This is a genomic window from Bradyrhizobium sp. LA6.8 (assembly GCF_040547935.1).
Classification (GTDB): domain Bacteria; phylum Pseudomonadota; class Alphaproteobacteria; order Rhizobiales; family Xanthobacteraceae; genus Bradyrhizobium; species Bradyrhizobium barranii.
Genome location: NZ_JBEPQQ010000001.1, coordinates 160029 through 181114, shown reverse-complemented (window position 1 = coordinate 181114; position 21086 = coordinate 160029). Strand labels below are relative to the sequence as shown.

18 protein-coding genes and 1 pseudogene are annotated in these 21086 nt (G+C 65.3%); 11 read left to right on the top strand and 8 right to left on the bottom strand.

From position 1 onward, the window contains the following. Positions 1-28: 28 nt before the first annotated feature. From ccmI to ABIA90_RS00780, 6 genes are all read right to left on the bottom strand, one after another. Entirely contained in the window at positions 29-1138 is a 1110-nt protein-coding gene (gene ccmI / locus ABIA90_RS00805; protein ID WP_354116933.1) for a c-type cytochrome biogenesis protein CcmI, read from the bottom strand. Between the two features lie 131 nt (positions 1139-1269). Beyond that, entirely contained in the window at positions 1270-1539 is a 270-nt protein-coding gene (locus ABIA90_RS00800) for a hypothetical protein (protein WP_028149902.1), read from the bottom strand. A 99-nt stretch (positions 1540-1638) separates the two neighbouring features. Continuing rightward, positions 1639-3042: a hypothetical protein gene (locus ABIA90_RS00795; protein WP_354116932.1), complete on the bottom strand. Its 1404-nt coding sequence runs from the start codon at positions 3040-3042 to the stop codon at positions 1639-1641. A gap of 161 nt (positions 3043-3203) precedes the next feature. Then, positions 3204-4580, bottom strand: coding sequence for an ATP-binding protein (locus tag ABIA90_RS00790; RefSeq protein WP_354116931.1), 1377 nt, complete (start codon positions 4578-4580; stop codon positions 3204-3206). Positions 4581-4672: 92 nt separating this feature from the next. After that, on the bottom strand, positions 4673-5347 hold the full coding sequence (locus ABIA90_RS00785; protein ID WP_014496705.1) for a response regulator transcription factor: 675 nt from the start codon (positions 5345-5347) through the stop codon (positions 4673-4675). 235 nt (positions 5348-5582) lie between these two features. Then, entirely contained in the window at positions 5583-5738 is a 156-nt protein-coding gene (locus tag ABIA90_RS00780) for a hypothetical protein (protein ID WP_166351390.1), read from the bottom strand. Between the two features lie 233 nt (positions 5739-5971). Between ABIA90_RS00780 and ku the strand changes: the two genes are divergently transcribed. The 8 genes and pseudogenes from ku to ABIA90_RS00740 all read left to right on the top strand — a co-directional run bounded on the left by ku (position 5972) and on the right by ABIA90_RS00740 (position 14933). Further along, the gene (gene ku / locus ABIA90_RS00775; RefSeq protein WP_354116930.1) at positions 5972-6958 is read left to right on the top strand and encodes a non-homologous end joining protein Ku; all 987 of its coding nucleotides are present in this window, start codon (positions 5972-5974) and stop codon (positions 6956-6958) included. 60 nt (positions 6959-7018) lie between these two features. Next, on the top strand, positions 7019-7255 hold the full coding sequence (locus tag ABIA90_RS00770) for a hypothetical protein (protein WP_354116929.1): 237 nt from the start codon (positions 7019-7021) through the stop codon (positions 7253-7255). Between the two features lie 185 nt (positions 7256-7440). Further along, a complete protein-coding gene (locus ABIA90_RS00765; protein WP_354116928.1) occupies positions 7441-7620 on the top strand; it encodes a hypothetical protein in 180 nt (59 codons plus the stop codon). Positions 7621-7832: 212 nt separating this feature from the next. After that, positions 7833-7997 (top strand): Flp family type IVb pilin, encoded by a 165-nt coding sequence (locus ABIA90_RS00760; protein WP_014496710.1) that lies wholly within the window; start codon positions 7833-7835, stop codon positions 7995-7997. Positions 7998-8348: 351 nt separating this feature from the next. Then, positions 8349-8762: a hypothetical protein gene (locus tag ABIA90_RS00755; RefSeq protein ID WP_354116927.1), complete on the top strand. Its 414-nt coding sequence runs from the start codon at positions 8349-8351 to the stop codon at positions 8760-8762. Positions 8763-8952: 190 nt separating this feature from the next. Beyond that, positions 8953-10596, top strand: a pseudogene (locus ABIA90_RS00750) (thiamine pyrophosphate-requiring protein); the annotation flags it as partial. A gap of 101 nt (positions 10597-10697) precedes the next feature. Beyond that, a complete protein-coding gene (locus tag ABIA90_RS00745) occupies positions 10698-13211 on the top strand; it encodes a GAF domain-containing protein (RefSeq protein ID WP_354116926.1) in 2514 nt (837 codons plus the stop codon). Between the two features lie 21 nt (positions 13212-13232). Continuing rightward, positions 13233-14933 (top strand): alpha/beta hydrolase, encoded by a 1701-nt coding sequence (locus ABIA90_RS00740; protein WP_354116925.1) that lies wholly within the window; start codon positions 13233-13235, stop codon positions 14931-14933. A 3-nt stretch (positions 14934-14936) separates the two neighbouring features. Here ABIA90_RS00740 and ABIA90_RS00735 read toward each other — a convergent pair whose 3' ends face one another. Then, positions 14937-16523 (bottom strand): MDR family MFS transporter, encoded by a 1587-nt coding sequence (locus tag ABIA90_RS00735; protein ID WP_354116924.1) that lies wholly within the window; start codon positions 16521-16523, stop codon positions 14937-14939. 155 nt (positions 16524-16678) lie between these two features. After that, positions 16679-17194, bottom strand: a complete 516-nt coding sequence (locus ABIA90_RS00730) for a YcgN family cysteine cluster protein (RefSeq protein ID WP_014496718.1) — start codon at positions 17192-17194, stop codon at positions 16679-16681. A 292-nt stretch (positions 17195-17486) separates the two neighbouring features. On the opposite strand from ABIA90_RS00730, the gene ABIA90_RS00725 reads away from it, so the two are divergent. The 3 genes from ABIA90_RS00725 to ABIA90_RS00715 are packed head-to-tail and all read left to right on the top strand — an operon-like array spanning position 17487 to position 20941. Then, positions 17487-19772: a transglycosylase domain-containing protein gene (locus tag ABIA90_RS00725; RefSeq protein ID WP_354116923.1), complete on the top strand. Its 2286-nt coding sequence runs from the start codon at positions 17487-17489 to the stop codon at positions 19770-19772. A gap of 9 nt (positions 19773-19781) precedes the next feature. Then, positions 19782-20360: a DUF1214 domain-containing protein gene (locus ABIA90_RS00720; RefSeq protein ID WP_354116922.1), complete on the top strand. Its 579-nt coding sequence runs from the start codon at positions 19782-19784 to the stop codon at positions 20358-20360. Then, a complete protein-coding gene (locus tag ABIA90_RS00715; protein ID WP_166351371.1) occupies positions 20357-20941 on the top strand; it encodes a DUF1254 domain-containing protein in 585 nt (194 codons plus the stop codon). Before ABIA90_RS00720 ends, ABIA90_RS00715 begins: the two co-directional genes overlap by 4 nt. Positions 20942-21086 lie beyond the last annotated feature (145 nt).

Here is a 21086-nt window from a genome sequence, read left to right as displayed (position 1 = left end):
GTTCTCCGCTCGCCTCGTCCCGACATCGTCATCCGTCGAGCCCGAGAGTCTTGAGGCCTTCGTTGAGCTGGCGCAGCCGCGCGGCGTCGTTGGCGACCGCCTGTCGGGCGTCGGTCGATGCGCCCATTGCCCTGTCACGATCGCCCATCACGAGATAGGCGCGCACCAGGCGCAGCCAACCCTCGACATCATCGCCGTTCTGCTTCAGCCGGGTGGCCAGGCGTTCGACCATGCCGCGCACCATTGCGTTGCGATCGCCCTCGTTCATGTCCTTGGAGGCTGCGATCGTCTCGTCCGACAGCGCCGGCATCGTAGCGCCACCGCCGCCGACCCGCGCCAGCGAGGTCTGCACCAGAGGACGCCACGGCGCATCCGCCGGCGCTTTCGCCAGCAGTGAGCGCCAGATGTTGGCGGCGTCGTCCTTGCGGCCATCCTGCTCGGCGGCAAGCCCGAGGAAATAGTTCGCCTTGGGATCGTCCGCGTTCAGCCCATGCGCGCGCTCGAATTCGGTCTTGGCCTCGGCGGTCACCACGCCGCCGGCAGCAGCCGCGATCGCCTCGCCGAGATCGGCCCGGCGCTCCGAACTTTCGCCATTGTAGGTGAGCGAGTTGCGATAGGCGCGCACCGCATCGTCGAAGCGGCCGAGCCGCACCAGCACCGGCGCGAGCACGTTCCAGCCGCGCCCGTCGGTCGGATTCTTTTCCAGATGCTGCTCGACCTGCACGACGAGATTCTCGAGCGCCATGCCGGACCCGGCCCCGCGCTCCCGCTGCGCCAGGGGAAAGTCCTGGAGCCTGGGCGAGCCGAGCGGCATGTAGACGCCGATCGCAATGAGCGGCAGGCCGGCGAGCGCCAGCACAGCCGCCGCGCGGCGCCATTTGAGGCTCGATGTCGGTTCCGATGCAGGCTCGCTCCCGGCCGCGGCTAGCAGCCTGCGGCTGATCTCGACACGTGCGGCCTCGGCTTCCGGCGCGGCGATCAGTCCTGCGGCGAGATCACGCTCGATCTCGGCCAGCTGGTCCTTGTAAACCGCGACCTCGCTCCCCTGATTTTGCGCGCGTCCGCTGCGGCCGAGCGGCAGAAGCACGGCGAAAATCGCCGCGACCGTCATCAGCGCGAACACGAACCATAGCGTCATCTGGCAAGCTTCCGGCGGCGCGCGAACCGCGCCCATAGGTGGCTTTACACCACGGCCGGACGATGCGGCAATTGACAATTGTCAATTCGGCGCGACCGCACACAGTCCCGAAACTGTGAAAATCCAACGGCTTAACGGATCTCGAAGTCCGCGCTTTGAGCGGCGTCCTCGCCGTGCCCGTTGAAGGCCCTCAGGAAGTATGTTCCCGGCTCGATTGCTTCAGGCAATTTGATGCGCAACGCCCCGACGGGAACGGGCGATGCAACCCTGGTGACGGTCTCAGGCAGTTGGCGGCCGCTTGCCTTCTCGATCAGCACCACCTTCGCGCCAACCATCAGCCTTTGGTATTTGGCGACAATGACGCGGTTTTCAATTTCGATGGAGCTGATAAGGGGTTTCATGCGCCCACAGATAGAAATTCCAAAATCTTGCACGGCGACCGTAGGGCCCGCCACCGGCACCGTCAACCACAAATTGTGATCACAAAAAAATGCGCTTGATCAGCTTGCCCGCGACGATTTGCGCTCGCCCGTGGCCGCGTTCTCCGCGGCGCGGCTCATCAGCGACGCATAATCATCGCCGAATAGCACCTGGCAAAAGCGGATCGCGGCCTGGACCTGCTGCTGCCGATAGGTGCGGACCTTGTGATCGGCCGCACGCAGCGACTGCACCAACTGCTCGGTTGAGCGTTCGACATATTGCTGGAGATCGGAATAGGTGCGCAGCGTCACTTCGTTGATCGCAAGCTCGCTCGCGTAGTTGCGGCAGGTCGCGACGAAATCGATCAGTGCCGCGGTTTCCTCGACCTCGGTGCTGTCGATCCGCGCCCCCGGGGGAATGTCCTTCTCGGCGCGCTGGCGCAGGATGCGGCGAACGCGGCCGGGAACGCTGTCGATCTCCGATTGCAGCGCATTGGAGATGTCGGCCCGGATCGAGGTCAGCTGCTTGCCCCAGACGGAATCGTTACGCAGATCGAGCTCGGTGCGAAGACCGCGCACGCCGTCATGCAGCGCCTTGAGATTGTCGGCGACGTTCTCGAAATGGCCGCGCTTGATGTCCATGCGCAGGATCGCCGCAACGCAGGACAAATCATGCAAAGCGATCGTGACGGCCACGCCGTAGGGCGTCGCCGCGACGCGGATCTCGTCGTCGGACGCGGCAATCTTGATGGCGAGGCGGATGATCTGCCACGGCGCGGTCATCCGCTGCACGACCATCGACAGCGCGAAGGCCAGCATCTGCGGCGTCTGGAGCGCAGGAATGTTGAGCGTGGACGTCACAGATGCGATCTGGGCTTCGCCGAAGGTACGCAGGAAGCGCGGCAGCTTCTCGTTCAGCGTAGCGATGGCTTCCCGGACCTGAAGCACCGCTCCGATCGAATAGAGGTCCTCGATCACGTTGGGCGGGCCGACACGGGCGAGCGCGCGCGACTTGTCGCCGCCGCCGGGACCCGTCAACCCGAAGATGGCATCCGCGGCCACGGCCTGGAGCTTCGCGGCGAGGGCTTCGACCTGCCCTGCACTGTCTGAAGCCGGCATGCGCGCCAGCACCGCCTCGAATTCGTTGACCTTGTCGGGGGCGCCATCGCGGCCGAGCCATTGCCAGATCGGATGCAGCGACGAGCGACGGATCTGGCCGACCCTGACAGGGGCGCCCGTCTCGACCAGGAACGGTTCCAGCACCTGGAACAACAGCCGCGACAGATCGTCCGTGCGCGGCGGCGCAGCCTCGTCGACTTCGGTCTTGCGGACGATCTTGCGCAGCTGCTCGAGCACGAGGGTCGCCACCGCCGTGTCCTGGCCACGCTCAAGCGCGCGCTCGAACTCCCGCATCAGCAGCGCCTGCGACTGCGGCGGGAGCTGCGCGAGATATTCCCTCAGCCGCTCGATCGATGTCTGGCTCATGCGCCCGGGTGATGCACGATAAAATGGCAGACGTGGGATGCGTCCTGCGCGATCATAGATGGGGCCCACTTAAGAAGCCGTTTAGGAAGTCGCTTCGAAATAGCTCCGGTTTGGTCCGGATCGGTACCGGACCAGCCAAATAGTCGTGCCGGAACAAAGGATTATATTCCGGGAAGGACCAGCTCCGCCCGCAGGCCACCGGTCGGGGCGCCCGCGAGCGAGAGGCTGCCGCCATAGAGCGCAGCGAGGTCGGTCACGATGGACAGGCCGAGCCCCGAGCCGGGCTTGGACTCGTCGAGCCGCTGGCCGCGCCGGGAGACCTGGGCGCGCTCGGCCTCCGACAGGCCGCGGCCATCGTCGTCGACGATAATCCGCAGGCGCGGGCCGGCGCCCGCCTGGTGCGGCGCTTCCACCAGAACCTCGATGAAGACCTGCGAGGCCGCCCATTTGCAGGCATTGTCGACGAGATTGCCGACCATCTCCTCCAGATCTTGTCGCTCGCCGCGAAACTTTGCGGACGGATTGGCCTTGGCCTCGACCAGGATCCCGCGATCGCGATGGATCTTCTCCATGGTCCGCCGCAGCGCCTCGATGACGGGTGCGACCTCCGTCACGGTCGCCACCACCGAGACGCGTGCCGCGATGCGCGCGCGCTCCAGATGATGGGCGAGCTGGTCGCGCATCACGTCCGCCTGCTCCATCACCTTGGCTGCGAACGGCTCGGTGGCGTGCGTGCCGGCCTCGTTCACGATCACCGAGAGCGGCGTCTTGATCGCATGGGCGAGATTGCCGACATGGGTGCGCGCGCGCTCGACGATCTCGCGATTGGCATCGATCAGCGCGTTGGTCTCGCGCGCCAATGGCGCGATCTCGACCGGGAATTCGCCTTCGAGCCGCTCCGCCCGCCCGGAGCGGATGTCGGCGATGGACTCGGAGATGCGCTTGAGCGGCGCGAGACCGAACCTCACCTGGAACACCGTGGTCAGCAGCAGCACGATGCCGAGCGCGGTGAAGGTGCCGCCGAGGTAGTAGTCGAAGCTCCGCGTCTCGTCGAAAATCTCGGTGTCGTCGCCGGCGACGCTGACCAGATATTTGCCGTCCGCACCGAGATCGACCGGCCGCTCCACCATGCGGAGATTCTGTCCCTCGGGCCCGTCGACATAGGCGAGGCGAATGCCGGCTGCGGTCAGCTCGGTGCCCTGCTCCTCCAGCTTCGGCAGCTTCTTGTCCCAGAGCGAGCGCGAGGAGCGCACCTCCGGCTTCTCGGTATCGGTCCGCGTGATCTGCCAGTACCAGCCCGACAGCGGCAGCTCGAACAGGGGCTCGCCGAGCGACTGGAATTGACGGTCCGGCGGCTCGTCGGGCGTCGCGACCTCCGCGATGAGGGTGCGCAGATAGAGATTGAGCCGGCGGTCGAAGGCGCGCTCGGTGGCGCTCTTGTAGACCGACGACAGCACCACCCCGGTGATGGCCAGGATCACCACGAGCCACGCCGTCGCCGACAGGAACAGGCGGTTGGCAAGCGAGCTAGCGGGCATCGGAAGGATCCCGGCAGGCGCGGGGTGGCGGGGCGTCGGACGTCATGACCGGACCAAGGCCCCTGTTCGGCCGGCCGTCAAGTCCTGACGCCTCAAGCGCCGGGAGCAGGCGGCGGGGTCAGGAGATAGCCGAGGCCGCGGACGGTCTGGATGATGTCGACGTCGAGCTTCTTGCGGATGCGGCCGACGAAGACCTCGATGGTGTTGGAGTCGCGGTCGAAGTCCTGGTCGTAGAGGTGTTCGACCAGCTCGGTGCGGGACACGACGCGCCCCGAATGGTGCATCAGGTAGGCCAGAAGCCGATATTCGTGCGAGGTCATCTTGACGGGATTGCCGGAGACGCTGACCCGCCCGGTCCTGGTGTCGAGCGTGACGGGGCCGCAACTCAATTCGCTCTGGGCATGGCCGGTGGAGCGGCGCAGCAGCGCTCGGATGCGCGCCAGCACCTCCTCCAGATGGAACGGCTTCGGCACGTAATCGTCGGCGCCGGCATCGAACCCCTGGACCTTGTCGCTCCAGCGGTCGCGCGCGGTGAGGATCAGGACCGGCATGGTGCGGCCGTTGCGGCGCCAGGCTTCCAGCACCGAGATGCCGTCCTTCTTCGGCAGGCCGATGTCGAGCACAACGGCATCGTAGGGCTCATTATCGCCGAGATAATGCCCCTCCTCGCCGTCGAAGGCACGGTCGACGACGTAGCCGGCGTCGGTCAGCGCCTTGGTGAGCTGCCGATTGAGATCGGGGTCGTCCTCAACAACAAGCAGGCGCACGCTTCTCTCCAGAAATAGACTGCACAATCGATCGCCAGAGATGAGCAATTCCGGCGTGAACTGAATATGAACACGGGGAACCGGCCGCGTTACTTTTTGGTCATATAGAGCTTCTCAAGCGCCGACGCGACTGCGCCCGCCAGGCAGCCACCGGACGAGCCGGCAGGCGTGGCGGGCGCAATGTGCCGCGTTACGCGGCGAGTCGGAAGGTCCGAACCGTCCCGTCGATCGGCCGTCAGGTCCGGAAGAACACGAACCAGATGACGGCAAGGATCAGGATCGCGAGCCCGGTCGAGATGGTAAGCAGGGCCGCCACTGACGGCCCGGGTTCGCCCTGACGCGCCTCGGTGGCGGTTTCGACGATCTGATCGTGCTCTCGCGTGGCTGCCATAATGCCCTCAATCTCTGGATGTCGGCTGCGGTGGTCGCCCCCCCTCGCGGCCTGATGTCTTGAGCCAACGCGTGATTGGATATGATGTTCCGGCTTTTGCCGCTGCATCGGGCTGCAACCGCGCGCCGGGCGGCCGGTTAACGCAGTTGCAAGATTCCGCAATCCGCCTTGCTATGATTCGTTGTTCCCCGATGGTATCCTCGTCCTCTGTCCCCGTTGCGTTTGGAGTAGCCATGGCCCCCCGCGCCAATTGGAAGGGTTTTCTGCGTCTGTCGCTCGTGACCTGCCCGGTCGCGCTGTATCCGGCCACTTCGGATACCGAGAAGGTCTCGTTCAACCAGATCAACCGCAAGACCGGCCACCGGATCAAGTACCTCAAGGTCGACGCCGAGACCGGCGACGAGGTGACCTCCGAGGACATCGTCAAGGGCTACAAGGTCGACACGGACACCTATATCGAGGTCACCAAGGACGAGCTCGACGACATCGCGCTGGACTCCACGCACACGATCGAGATCGACGAGTTCGTGCCGAAGACCGATATCGACAGCCGCTATTTGATCCGCCCCTATTATCTCGTGCCTGACGGCAAGGTCGGCCACGACGCCTTCGCGGTGATCCGCGAGACCATCCGGACCATGGACAAGGTCGCGATCGGTCGCGTCGTGCTGACCAACCGCGAGCACATCATCGCGCTGGAGCCGCTCGAGAGCGGCCTGATGGGCACGCTGCTGCGCTATCCCTACGAGGTCCGCAGTGAGAAGGAATATTTCGACGACATCCAGGACGTGAAGCTGACCAGGGACATGCTCGACCTTGCCAAGCACATCGTCGAAAAGAAATCCGGCGCGTTCGAGCCCGAGCTGTTCGAGGACCACTACGAGACGGCGCTGATCGACCTCATCAACAAGAAGCGCAGCGGCGCACCGATCGCGGCGAAGGCCGCGCCGAAGACCGGCGGCAACGTCATCAACCTGATGGACGCGTTGAAGAAGAGCATCGCCGGCGAGAAGGACATGGCGCCCACGGCCAAGGCCGCCAAGGAGCCCGTCAGGGAGACCGTCAAGGGCAAGAAGCCGAAGAAGCGCGTCGAGGGCCAGCGCGAGATGCTGCTGCCGATCGCCGGCAAGGGCGGCAAGACTGCAGCAGCCAAGGAAGCGCCGCCCAAGAAGGCCGACAAGCCGGTCCGCGCGCCGGCGCGGGCGAAGAAGGCCGGTTAGACGCAATCCGCGTCTGCAATCGCGCCGTGATGTCTCCTCTCGCCGATCGGCCGGCCTGACATGCCCTGGTCGACGGCGTTCGACGATCCCGTTCGCGTAACTCACAAGCGCAAGCTGCTGACGCTGCAAGACGCGGCCGACTACATCATGCAGCTGCCTGAGGACGCACAGCACGAGGTGCGCTGGCAGACCGCCATCGAGACCTTGATCAACGCAGCCGAGACAGGCGGCGGCTGGGTGATGTTCGCCCGCATCGCGATGTTGCGGGCGCTGAATGCGGACGGCCGCAGCCGATGAGCGCCTTGGTTGTTATCTCTAGCAGACATCCGTGCCGACCGTGACGAACAGGCTCAACAAACCGTTAATCGGCGCCCTCGTGTCCAGCACGACAGGGTATTCCTACGGGCGACAAAATTAACCGTTGGTTCCCCTTATGCGCAGCATGGTTCCGGCTCCGATCGAGCCAAGGTTCGCGTGCCCCCGTGCAGCAGGACGTCAGAAAGAACTACATCAGCATCGTGAACGACGCGCCTGATCATGAGCAGGCGTCGAGCACGGCGCCGCGGCCGCAGCCGGGCACGATGAAGGACTTCGTCGGCCGTCTCGCGACCGTGCTGAAGCGCCGCCTCCCCGCCGCACCGGGCCCGACCATCACGCCCTGACAGGCGCACCGGCTTCCGCGTGTCGGGGGGCTGTCGATTTGAATCCATTTGGATGGATCGATGGAACCTTAATTTAATGGATGCCATCGTATGTGACGGAGGCGCGGCCGCCCGGGCTTCATTCTTCCGTCGCGCAGAAAAATCTATTCGAACTATTTACCAGTCCGAAAACGACGCTGCCACACATTGGATCGGATGAAGAGGAGTTGGCAATGACTTTGCTTAGGTCTTTCCTTGCCGATGAGACTGGCGCAACCGCCATCGAATACGGCCTGATTGCCGCCGGCATTGCGCTGGCGATCGTGACCGTCGTGAACAACACGGGCAGCCAGCTCCTCAACAACAAGTTCAACTCGATCAGCTCGTCGCTGAAGTAAAAGCCGCCTCGTAACGGCCGCCCTGGCCTGAGGCGACGTCCCTGCACGCGCCGACCCCGGCGCGGCCGTCGGCGCATGCTCCCTCCCCGATCGCGTCATTGCGAGCGAAAGCGAAGCAATCCAGAGTCCTTCCGCGGAGGAATTCTGGATTACCTCGCTGCGCTCGCAATAACGGTGGGTGGGCCGTAAAGCACTCAAAATCGTGTCCCGGACGCTACGCAACGTCCTTCAAGCAACCACATCCTCGCGCTCCCGCGCTTTGACGGCCTTTTGAGTCCTGATAGTCTTCAGCCCGTCGTGGTTCGACGGGCCATGCTCAATCATTGGACCAGAGCTGTTAGAAGGATGCGGATGAGAAGCGTGACGGTCTTGGCTCTCAGCCTCATGTTTGTCGGCGCATGGTCGCACGACAGCGCGAGAGGACAGACTTCGGTCGCGCCTCCGGTTTCGCTTGCTCCGCCCAATGTATCGCCGCCGCGCGCGAGCGCCAAAACTTCCAGAATTCCGCCGGCGACATCCGGCAGGGAGGCTTCGCCGCCTGTGATCGGCGGGCCTCCGCCGATGCCTAATCCGGCCGCCGACTACGATGGCTTCAGCGTAGGCACCGTCGACGACAACGACGCCTCAAGCCAGGTGACGCCGCCTGTGAGGTCCCGCGCAGCAAAGGGCGCCAAGTCCAATCCGGATACGACCGGGCAGCCATCGGCCGATCAGGAAGACGAGGCGTTGAAACGAAAGCTGACGATCTGCAAAAACTGCAAGTAGGACGTTTGTAGCCCGGATTGCGCTTCCGCCTTCGCTCTTCAAGCTACGGCGGACAAGTCGCTCCATCCAGGCTACGGAGCTCGCTGCATGGCTGACCTACCGCGACCGTCGCCCACCCGTGCTTTACCCTCCTGTAAATTCCTGATCCTCTCTCCCCAATCGGTCGGAGCAACCGGCCAAGCCTGAGGAGAGAGACGCCATGAAGCTCGGCACCGCCATTGCGGAAATCATGAAGCGCGAGGGGATCGAGATCCTCTGCGGCTATCCGGTCAACCATCTGATCGAGCACGCGGCCAAGGCCGAGATCCGGCCGGTGATGGTGCGGCAGGAGCGCGTCGGGGTGCACATGGCGGATGCGATCTCGCGGGTGACGTCGGGGCGTTCGATCGGCGCGTTCTGCATGCAGCACGGGCCGGGCGCCGAGAACGCGATGGGCGGCGTTGCGCAATGCTACGGCGAATCCGTGCCCGTGCTGGTGCTGCCGATGGGCTATCAGCGCAGGCTTGCGCATATCGAGCCGAACTTCAATTCCAGCGAGGCGATGAAGGCGTTTTCGAAATCGTCCGAGCCGATCATTCTCGCGGCCGAGGTCACCAACATTTTTCGCCGTGCCTTCACCAAGCTCAAGAACGGCCGCGGCGGGCCCGTCATCGTCGAGATCCCCGCCGACATGTGGAATGAGGAGGTGCCGGAGCCGCTGAACTACACGCCGGTGCTGCGCACGCGCTACGGCGCCGATCCCGTTCATGTGAAGGAGGCGGCAGCCCTGCTCGTCAACGCGAAGCGCCCCGTGATCTATGCCGGCCAGGGCGTGCACTACGCGCAGGCCTGGCCGCAACTGAAGCGGCTCGCCGAACGGCTCGCCATTCCCGTCACCACCAGCTTGGGGGGCAAATCATCGTTCCCGGAAACGCATCCGCTGTCGCTAGGCTCGGGCGGCCTCGCGGTGCCGCGCGCTGTTCCAAAATTCCTCGCTGAGGCCGACGTCATCTTCGGCATCGGCTGTTCCTTCACCGAGACCAGCTTTGGCATCGCGATGCCGAAGGGAAAGACCATCATCCACTCCACGCTCGATCCGAACCATCTCAACAAGGATGTGGAAGCCAAGGTCGGCCTCGTCGGCGATGCCGGCCTCGTGCTCGATGCGCTGCTGGAGGAGATCGGCAAGACCGTCACGGCGGATCGCGACGCATCAGCGGTCGCGGCCGAGATCGCCGCTTCGCACAAGGAGTGGCTGGCGAAATGGATGCCGAAACTCACCAGCGATGACGCGCCGCTCAGCCCCTATCGCGTGCTCTGGGACCTGCAGCACACCGTCGACGTCAGCAACACCATCATCACCCATGATGCCGGCAGCCCGCGCGACCAGCTCTCGCCGTTCTGGAAGGCGGTCGAGCCCCTCACCTATCTCGGCTGGGGCAAGACGACGCAGCTCGGCTACGGCCTTGGGCTGGCGATGGGCGCAAAACTCGCAAAGCCCGACAAGCTCTGCATCAATGTCTGGGGCGACGCCGCCATCGGGTTCACCGGTATGGATTTCGAGACCGCGGTGCGCGAGCGCATCCCGATCATGTCGATCCTGCTGAACAATTTCTCGATGGCGATCGAGTTGAAGGTGATGCCGATCTCGACCGAGAAATATCGCTCGACCGACATTTCCGGCGACTATGCCGCGATGGCGCGCGCCTTTGGCGGTCATGGCGAGCGGGTGACGCGACCGGAGGACATCATCCCCGCGATCAAGCGCGGCATCCAGAAGACGAAGGAAGGCATTCCGGTGCTACTGGAGTTCATCACCAGCAAGGAGACCGAGGTGTCTCGGCCGGGCACGTGAGCCGTTTGCACTAAGGCGGGGGCTCGGCGCTGGCTCCGGCCGCAGGAGATGTGATAATCGGGCTGGTACCGCATACGTCGCGGCGCTTAGCCGGATTATCAATGACCGCGCCTCCCCAGGACAAGGCCGCCGAGTTCGAACGGCAATTGCGATCCCAAGCGGCCGAGAACGCCCGCCTGCAAGCCGAGCTTGCCATTGCGCGCGACCGCCAGAACGCCAGCATGGAGATCCTGCGCACCATCGCTAACTCCTCGGGCGATGCGGAGGGCTCGCTGCAACAGATCGCGGAAGCGACCATGCATCTGTTCGGCGCGCCGAGCGCCACCATTCACATTGCGGAAGGCGACGGGTGGTCCAGGGTGATCCGGGTCGGCGACAGCTCCATGCGCGTCGGCGCCGGCGTGCCGCTCGCCCAGCTCAAGATCGGCGGCCGCAACATGCCCGGCACCATCGTGGCCGAGAACCGGCAGGTTCATGTTCCCGATCTCGACAATGTCGATCCGGCCATCGCCGACTGGCCCGGCATGCCTCACGCTCGCGCCGCCGGCACGCGTTCGATGTCCGGCTCGCCGCTGCGGCTTGAAGGCAAGGCCATCGGCGCGTTGATCGTCTACCGCGACCGCCTCGCGCCCTTCACCGATGACGAGATGGCGCTGCAACAGAGCTTTGCCGACCAGGCCGCGATCGCGATCGAGAACGCGCGCCTGTTCAACGAGACGCGGGAATCACTGGAACGGCAGACCGCGACCGCCGACATTCTGAAAGTGCTGGCGAGTTCGCCCTCCGACGTGCAGCCGGTGTTCGACGCCGTCGCCGCCAACGCCAACCGGCTGATCGGCGGCTTCTCCACCGCGGTGCTGCGCTATGTCGACGGCGCCGCGCACCTCGTGGCATTCACACCGGGCGATCCGGCCGGCGACCGCGTGCTCCAGGCTTCGTTTCCGGTGCCGTTCGCGCAGTTCCCGGCGTACCAGCTCACGGCCCATGGTGAATCGGCGCAGCTGCCGGATACCGAGCTCGAGCCGGCGGCACGCGACATCGCGCGCGCCCGCGGCTTTCGCAGCATGCTGTTCACGCCGCTGATGAGCGAGGGCGAGGCCAAAGGCGTCATCATCGCCACGCGGCGGACGACCGGCGCATTCGCCGAGCATCATGTGCGGCTGCTGCAGACCTTCGCCGACCAGGCGGTGATCGCGGTCAAGAATGTCAGCCTGTTCAACGCCACCAGGGAAGCGCTGGAACGGCAGACCGCGACCGCCGACATCCTCAAGGTGATCGCGGCCTCGCCGGCGGACGTCACGCCGGTGTTCCAGGCCATCTCCGACAGTGCCAAGGCGCTGGTCGGCGGACATTCCTCCACCGTCACCCGCGTCATCAACGGCATGCTGCATCTGGCCGCCTTCACCACTGACAACGAGGCCGGCAACGCGGAACTGCGCAGCTCGTTCCCGGCGCCGCTTGCGGCATCGGGCATTCACAGCCGGGTGGCGACGAGTGGTGAATACGCCTTCCGCAGCGACATGCAGAACGAGCCCGACCTCACGGAGGCGATGCGGGAGCTGGCGCGGACGCGAGGCTATCGCAGCATCCTCGTGATTCCGATGCTGCGCGACGGGATTGCAATCGGAACCATCGGCGTGACGCGCCCCGAGGCCGGGCCTTTCCCGGACAAGGCGATCAGCCTGCTCAAGACCTTTGCCGACCAGGCCGTGATCGCGGTCGAGAACACCCGCCTGTTCAACGAGGTGCAGGACCGCACGCGGGAGCTCGCCAGATCGCTCGACGATTTGCGCGCGGCGCAAGACCGCCTGGTCCAGACCGAAAAGCTGGCCTCGCTCGGCCAGCTCACCGCCGGCATTGCGCACGAGATCAAGAACCCGCTCAACTTCGTCAACAATTTTGCATCGCTCTCGGCCGAGCTGACCGACGAGCTGAACGAGGTGCTTGCGCCCGTCCCGCTCGCCGACGATCTGCGCGCGGAGGTCGACGAGCTGACGGGGCTGCTGAGAGACAATCTTGGAAAGATCGTGCAGCACGGAAGGCGGGCCGATTCCATCGTCAAGAACATGCTGCTGCATTCGCGCGAGGGCGGCGGCGAGCACCGGCTGAGCGACATCAACGCCCTGGTCGAGGAGAGCCTCAACCTCGCCTATCACGGCGCGCGTGCCGAGAAGCCGCTCTTCGACGTGACGATGAAGAGCGAGCTCGACCCGGCGGCAGGTTCGGCGGAGGTGTTTCCGCAGGAGATTTCCCGGGTGCTTTTGAACCTGATCTCGAACGGGTTCTATGCGGTGACCAGGCGCCAGATGGGCAGCGGCGCCGGTTACGAGCCGGTGGTGATCGCAGCGACCCGCGACCGCGGCGACAGCATCGAGATCCGCATCCGCGACAACGGCACCGGCATTCCGGAAGACGTCAAGGCGAAGATGTTCAATCCGTTCTTCACCACCAAGCCGGCCGGCGAAGGTACCGGTCTCGGGCTGTCGATGAGCCACGACATCATCGTGAAGCAGCACGGCGGCACGATCGACGTCACGACAGAGCCCGGCGCGTTCACGGAGTTCACGATCCTGTTGCCGCGAAAGAGCAGCTTTCCGGACACGACCGGAGGATAGCGTGGCTCGGGAGGTGCTTTCATGAATCCAGCTCGGTTCATTCGGCGACAATTGCTGTCGCTGTCCGGCGTCGGCCTCATGCTGGGTGCGCTGTTCTTCGCGGCCGCGCTGACGCCGACGCTGATCCCGCGCAGCTATCTCACGCAAGGTGCCCTCGCCGGCGGCTGCTTTGCGATCGGCTATTTCACCGGAATCCTGTGGCGCCGGCTGTGGCACTATCTCGAACTGCCCGAACCTTCGGCGCGCGCAAGATCAATTGCGAATGCACTGGCCGCAGCCGTCTGCTTGCTCGTCGTCATCGTCTTCCTGTGGCGCACGGCCGAATGGCAGAACTCGATCCGCGCCGTGATGAAGATGGCGCCGTTGGAGACCGCCCATCCGCTCAAGGTCTGCGTCATCGCCCTGATCACGTTCGTCGTGCTGCTGGCGCTGGGGCGGCTGTTCGCGCTTGTCGCCCGCTTTCTCGCCGCGCGCACACGACGCCTCGTTCCGCGGAAGGTCGCGAACGTGATCGGCGTGCTCGTCGCAGCCCTGCTGTTCTGGTCGATCGCCAGCAATGTCCTGATCCGCACGGCGTTCAACGCACTCGATTCGTCCTTCCGCGAACTCGATGTTCTGTTCGAGCCGGAGCGGCCGCAGCCGACCGCAGCCGACCGGACGGGAAGCCCAGCATCGCTGGTGAAGTGGACGGAGCTCGGGCGCATGGGGCGCCGGTTCATCGCCTCAAGCCCGACCGCAGCCGAGATCAGCGCCGTCACGGAAAGGCCCGCGCAGAATCCCGTGCGCGTCTATGTGGGGCTCGGCAGCCGCGACACCGCGCAAGCGCGCGCCAGGCTCGCGCTCGAGGAGCTCAAGCGCCAGCACGGCTTCGACCGCAAAATCCTGATCGTCATCACGCCGACCGGCACTGGCTGGATCGATCCGGCCGCGATGGATACGGTCGAATATCTCCACCATGGCGATGTCGCGAGCGTCGCGATGCAGTATTCCTATCTCAACAGCCCGCTGTCGCTGCTGTTTCAGCCCGAATACGGCGCCGAAGCCTCGCGCGCGCTATTCGCGGAGATCTACGGCTATTGGACGACGCTGCCGAAGGACAAGCGGCCGATGCTGTATTTGCACGGACTGAGTCTCGGCGCCATGAACTCGGAGAAATCCGCGGAGCTGTTCGAGACGATCGGGGATCCCATTAGCGGCGCACTGTGGAGCGGGGCGCCATTTGAGAGCCGCATCTGGCGCTCGGTCACCGCGAACCGCAATCCGGGATCGCCGGCCTGGCTCCCGGAATTCCGCGACGGCCGCCTCGTCCGCTTCATGAACCAGAACGGGCCGACGGTGCCGGCGGATAGGTCCTGGGGGCCGATGCGCGTCGTTTATCTGCAATATGCCAGTGACGCGATCACGTTCTTCGCTTACCGCGACGCCTATCGGGCGCCGGACTGGATGAATGCGCCGCGCGGGCCGGACGTATCACCGGAGCTGCGTTGGTATCCCATCGTGACGATGCTGCAGCTCGCCCTCGACATGGCGGTCGCGACCGCTACGCCGATGGGTTTTGGCCATGTCTACGCGCCCGAGCATTACGTCGATGCCTGGGTCGCGGTGACGAATGTTAGTGATTGGTCCGCCGACGCACTGGCGCGTCTCAAGGAACAGCTCGCGGCGAAGGCGCGAAAGACGAGCGCAGGTGATGCCGACGACGATCCCGATCGCGGCGGCTAACCCCTACTCCGCCATCTCCACCTGCTGCGTGACGGAGGGGCCGGCGAGCGGCCGCTCCTCCATCATGATCAGGCAGAGCGAGGCGGTGGTCATCAGCGCGGTGGCGGCACCGAAGACGTAGCGGAACGCGTGCCTCATATCCTCGGCGGGAATCGCGGGGATGTTGCCCACGGCATGATGCTCACCGGCGAGTGGAACGTCGGCGCCGAGCGCGATCAGCAGGATCGCCGCGAACGCCGCGACCGTGAACGAGGACATCAGCGAGCGGAAGAAGTTCATCGCGCCGGTGATGGTGCCGACTTGCGGACGCGCGACCGAATTCTGCAGCGAGACCACGCAGACCGGGAAGGTCGTGCCGAGGCCGAGCGCGAACGCCGCCATCAGCATCAGCAAGCCCCACAGCGGCAAGGTGGTGACCGTGAGGGCGAGGCCGCACAGCGCGGCCCAGGACGTGCCGATGATGGCAACGCGCTTGTAGTGTTTTGCGCGCGCCATGGTACGGCCGGCAATCGCCGCACCGCAGGTCGAGACTGCCGCGAGCGGAATCAGCGCAAGGCCCGCCTCGCTTGCGCTGAGATGGTAGACCGACTCGTAGTAGAGCGGCAGCTGCACGGTGAGGCCCGTGATCGCACCAAGCCCGCAGCCACCGGCTGTCATGGCGAAAGGCGCCACCGAACCCGTCAATAGCTTCAACGGCAGGAACGGCTCGTCGGCCTGCCGCGCGTGCCAGACGAAGGTGACCGCGAGCGCGACTGCGCCGCCCACCATCGCAAGCACGGTCGGCGAGAGCCACGGATAGCGCGTGCCGCCCCAGGTCAGCACCAGCATGAAGACGACCGCTGAGGCCATCAGCAGCACGCCGCCGAGCCAGTCGACCTTGCGCTTGCGGTGGAACACCGGGATCTTCTTCATCTTCGGCAGCAGCATCGCGATGGCGGCGGCCGCGAGCGGCAGATTGATCCAGAAGATCATCGACCAGTGCAGATGCTCGGCGAACACGCCGCCGATGACCGGGCCCAAAATGCCGCCGACCATCCAGACGCTGGAGAAATAGGCCTGGTACTGGCCGCGCTCGCGCGGGGAGACGATGTCGGAGATCACGGTCTGCACGACCGGCATGATGCCGCCGCCGCCGAGGCCCTGAAGACCGCGCGCCAGGATCAGCATCGGCATGTTCGGCGCGATCGCGCACAGCACGGAGCCGGCGACGAACAGGCTGAGCGAGATGATGATCATCACGCGGCGGCCGTAGATATCGCTCAGCGTCCCGAACACCGGTGCGACCGCGGTCGAGGCGAGCAGATAGGCGGTGATGACCCAGGAGAGATTGGAGACGTCGTGAAACTGGCGCCCGATGGTCGGCAGCGCGGTCGCGACGATGGTCTGGTCGAGCGCAGCCAGGAACATCGTCAGCATCAGGCTGATCACGATGGTCCGGACCTCGTCCTGCGACAACGGTGCCGGCGGCGCGAGCGATGGCGCGTCGTCGACGCTCAAGACCTCGCTGGGAAGGCGGGACAGCTCTTCGGCAATGTCGTCAGGCAACGCCTGAATGTCGGCAGAACTGCTCTGCCGGTCAAACTTGTTCATCTCGATCGGAAGCCGTGAGGCGGCGCAACACCGCGAGGGATTCGTTCTATGCAGGCAATGTAGAGAGGAAAGTTCTTCTCAGGCAGGCACCGCGGCGCATGGGTGCATCCCGCCGCGAGGTCATCGCGATGACGTGATTCGACGTCGCAGGCGGGTCAGTCCTTCGGACGTCGCTTCAGGCGTGCCCGTTTCGGCAGCTGCGCCGGCCATTGTACGATGTGGTCCTCGAGCTCCTCGTCCGGGATCTCCTCCTCGCTGCCCTCGACCCGGCCGCGGACGGAGACGCCGGCTTCATGAACGGTGTTGGGATCGCCCGAGACCAGCGGATGCCACCAATAGAGGTCGCGGCCTTCCGCGACCAGCTTGTAGCCGCAGCTCGGCGGCAGCCAGTTCAGGGTGCGGACATTGGCCGGGGTCAGGCGGACGCAGTCGGGAACCTTGGCGGAGCGATTCGGATAGTCCTTGCAGCCGCAGGTCCCGGCATCGAGCAGCTTGCAGCCGACATGGGTGAAATAGATATCGCCGGTATCCTCGTCCTCGAGCTTGTTCAGGCAGCAGCGGCCGCAGCCGTCGCACAGGCTCTCCCATTCGGCCGTCGACAGCTCTTCCAACGTCTTGGTTTTCCAGAAGAATCCTTCCTGGCCTGAAGGTCGTTTGGGAGCTGCGGTCATGCGCCTCAACAAGGGTTCGAAAGAGCTACGGCTCGTTCATCTACGGCGTGCGGCCGGGACGCTGCAAGCAACGCCCAATTGAGGCCCGTAATGAACCGGGGTCAATTAGGCCTGTTGTTCAAAATCGCGAGCCTGACCATTGGTTTATGGGCCCTGCTCGGCTAGAAGGAACAGCAAGTCCCCTCGGACGCGAAACCGGCGCCTTGGGTTTGCCGTAACATTCCCTCAAGACGTCTCGGTGCCGCCCGGCCGGGTGCCTGAACGCTGTCGAACCGAGCCTCAAGGGTTCTAGGTGGTCCAGAACACACCATCCAATTGGAAGAGCCGCGTCCGGAATTTCTTTCTGGACCTCGACGCGCGCATCGATTCCTCGCTGTTCTCCTCGGCCAAGGGCATCCGCGAGCTCTACGAGCGCTATTCGACCTTCATGGACCGCTTCTATGTCGGGCGGTGGAAGCGCTGGGTGTTCATCGAGCCGCTGTCGGAGGCCGCGACGCTGGGCCTCGGCGGCCTGGTCGTGATGCTCACCCTCGCCATCCCCGCCTTCCGCGAGACCGCGGACGAGGACTGGCTGAAGAAGTCCGACCTGGCGGTGTCGTTCCTCGACCGCTACGGCAACCCGATCGGCAGCCGCGGCATCAAGCACAACGACTCGATCCCGCTGGAAGACTTTCCGGACGTGCTGATCAAGGCGACGCTCGCCACCGAAGACCGCCGCTTCTACGAGCATTTCGGCATCGACATCGCCGGCACCGCGCGCGCGCTCGTCACCAACGCCCAGGCCGGCGGCGTCCGCCAGGGCGGCTCCTCGATCACCCAGCAGCTCGCCAAGAATCTGTTCTTGAGCAACGAGCGCACCATCGAGCGCAAGGTCAACGAAGCCTTCCTCGCGGTCTGGCTGGAATGGCGCCTGACCAAGAACGAGATTCTCAAGCTGTACCTCGACCGCGCCTATATGGGCGGCGGCACTTTTGGCGTCGACGGCGCAGCCCACTTCTACTTCAACAAATCCGCGCGCGACGTGACGCTGGCGGAAGCCGCGATGCTCGCCGGCCTGTTCAAGGCGCCGACCAAATACGCGCCCCACATCAACCTGCCCGCGGCGCGTGCCCGCGCCAACGTCGTGCTCGACAACCTCGTCGACGCCGGCTTCATGACCGAGGGCCAGGTGTTCGGCGCCCGCCGCAACCCGGCCTTCGCGGTCGATCGCCGCGACGAGGCCTCGCCGAACTACTACCTCGACTACGCCTTCGACGAGATGCGCAAGCTGGTCGACACCTTCCCGAAGTCGTACACCGAGCGCGTCTTCGTGGTGCGCCTCGCGATCGACACCAACGTGCAGAAGGCCGCGGAAGACGCCATCGAGAACCAGCTGCGCCAGTTCGGCCGCGATTATCACGCGACGCAGGCCGCGACTGTCGTCTCCGATCTCGACGGCGGCATCCGCGCCATGGTCGGCGGCCGCGACTACGGCGCCAGCCAGTTCAACCGCGCCACCGACGCCTACCGCCAGCCCGGCTCGTCGTTCAAGCCTTACGTCTACACCACCGCGCTCCTCAACGGCTTCACGCCAAACTCGATCGTAGTCGACGGTCCGGTCTGCATCGGCAATTGGTGTCCGCAGAACTATGGCCATTCCTATTCCGGCTCGGTGACGCTGACGCAGGCGATCACGCGCTCGATCAACGTCGTGCCGGTCAAGCTGTCGATCGCGATCGGCCAGAAGGAACAGCCGAAGGCGCCGAACCCGGCCAAGCTCGGCCGCGCCAAGATCGTCGAGGTCGCCCGCCGCTTCGGCCTCAAGGCGCCGCTGCCCGACACGCCGTCGCTGCCGATCGGCTCGGACGAAGTCACCGTGATCGAGCACGCCGTCGCCTACGCCACCTTCCCCAACCGCGGCAAGGCGGTGACGCCGCATTCGGTGCTGGAAGTGCGCACCGGTGCCGGTGATCCGGTCTGGCGCTGGGACCGCGACGGTCCAAAACCGCGACAGGCGATCCCGGCCTCCGTTGCCGCCGACATGGCCGGCATGATGAGCCACGTCGTCAGCGAAGGCACCGCGCGCCGCGCCGCGCTCGACGGCATTCCGACCGCCGGCAAGACCGGTACGACCAATGCGTATCGCGACGCCTGGTTCGTCGGCTACACCGGCAATTTCACCTGCGCGGTGTGGTACGGCAATGACGACTATTCGCCGACCAACCGCATGACCGGCGGCTCGCTGCCGGCGCAGACCTGGCACGACATCATGGTCACCGCGCATCAGGGCGTCGAGGTCCGGGAAATCCCCGGCATCGGCATGGGCCAGAAGCTGCCGCCGCAGCCGATGGCAGCGCAGGCCAATGCGGCACCGAAGGTGCTGGAGACCAAGCCCGGCCCGCCGCCCGTGCTGACCAAGCGCGGCGCCGACGTGCTGGTGCGCGTCGAGAAGCTGCTCGATGACGCCGCCAGGACCGCGACCAAGGCGGCTGCCGACGACGACAAGCTGGCCAAGCCGTCGTCGTCGACGAGCGCGCTCGCCTTCCCGCAGAACTATGCGGAAGAGAATGCGAATGCATCCGTCCCGCGCAAGAACTGATCGAAACCCGTGCGGCTGATCCTGATCACATTGACGGCCCTTTTGCTCGCGAGCGTGGTCGGCGTCGGCGCGACCTGGATGACGACGACGCGCGGCACCGAGATCGGCGCGCTGACCATCGGCCCCTGGACCGCCCGCCCGCGCACCGGCACCGCCGACGTCGATCCCTATTCGCGCGCCACCATCGTGCGCAATGGCGAGCTGCCGATCGGCACCGGTGACGGCGTCGCCTTCACCGCGACCGCCGACGAGAAGAAGAAGGCGCTCGACGGCCGCTGCGACGTCATCGTCTCCGGCGTGACGCCGCCGGCGCGGTTCTGGACGCTGACGCTGTACGACCGCAAGGGCCACCTCGTCGCCAATTCGCTGCAGCGCTATGGCTTCACCAGCCAGGAGATCTTGCGGCAGTCCGACGGGACGTTCGAGATCCGCATCGCCTCGCGCTCACGCGCCGGCAACTGGCTGCCGACCGGCGGCATCGAGCGCTACGCGCTGATGCTGCGCCTCTACGACACCCCGGTCGGGGTCGCGACGCGCACCCAGCGCGATGCGCCGATGCCCACGATCAAGACGGTGGGCTGCTCATGATCCGCCTGATGTTCACCATCGTCGCGGGCGTGGTGCTGGGCCTCGTGGTCCATCTCGTCAGCGTGCTGGCGCTGCCGCGGATCGCGACACAGGACGCCTATTCGCGGCTGACGCCGATGACGAAGCTCAACGCCGTCACGCAGCTTCCCCTCGCCGATCCCAACAATTCGCCGATGCCGTTCATGGACCCGGCCTTCGCGATCGCGATCTGCCGCTACGACCTCACGGGCGGGCCGCTCAAGCTCACGGTGCCGGTGAGCCAGGCCTACACCTCGGTGTCGTTCTACACCCGCAACGAGATCGCCTATTACGCCATCAACGACCGCTCCGCCGGCAAGAAGGTGATCGAGCTCGACCTCATGACCGAGCCGCAGCACAACGAGCTGCCCGAGGACGAAGAGATCACCGCGGCCGACCGCCTCATCATCGACTCCCCTGCTACCACCGGCCTGATCGTGATGAAGGCGCTCGCCGCCGAGCCCGGCCTGATGCAGCAGGCGCAAAACTCGCTTCAGGCTGCGACCTGCGCGCCGCAGACCGAGCCGCCCGCCAAGGCCGAAGCGCCGCGCGGACGGCGCTGAGCGCGGCCGTTTCGGCGAGCCGCAATACAAAAACTGAAAAACAACCCCATGCACAGTAGCGGGGGCATTGAAACTGTTAGCTAATCTGAACGACCGATCAGCAGCAACGCGACCTCAGCGGCGAGACCATTTTGGCCGCCTTTGA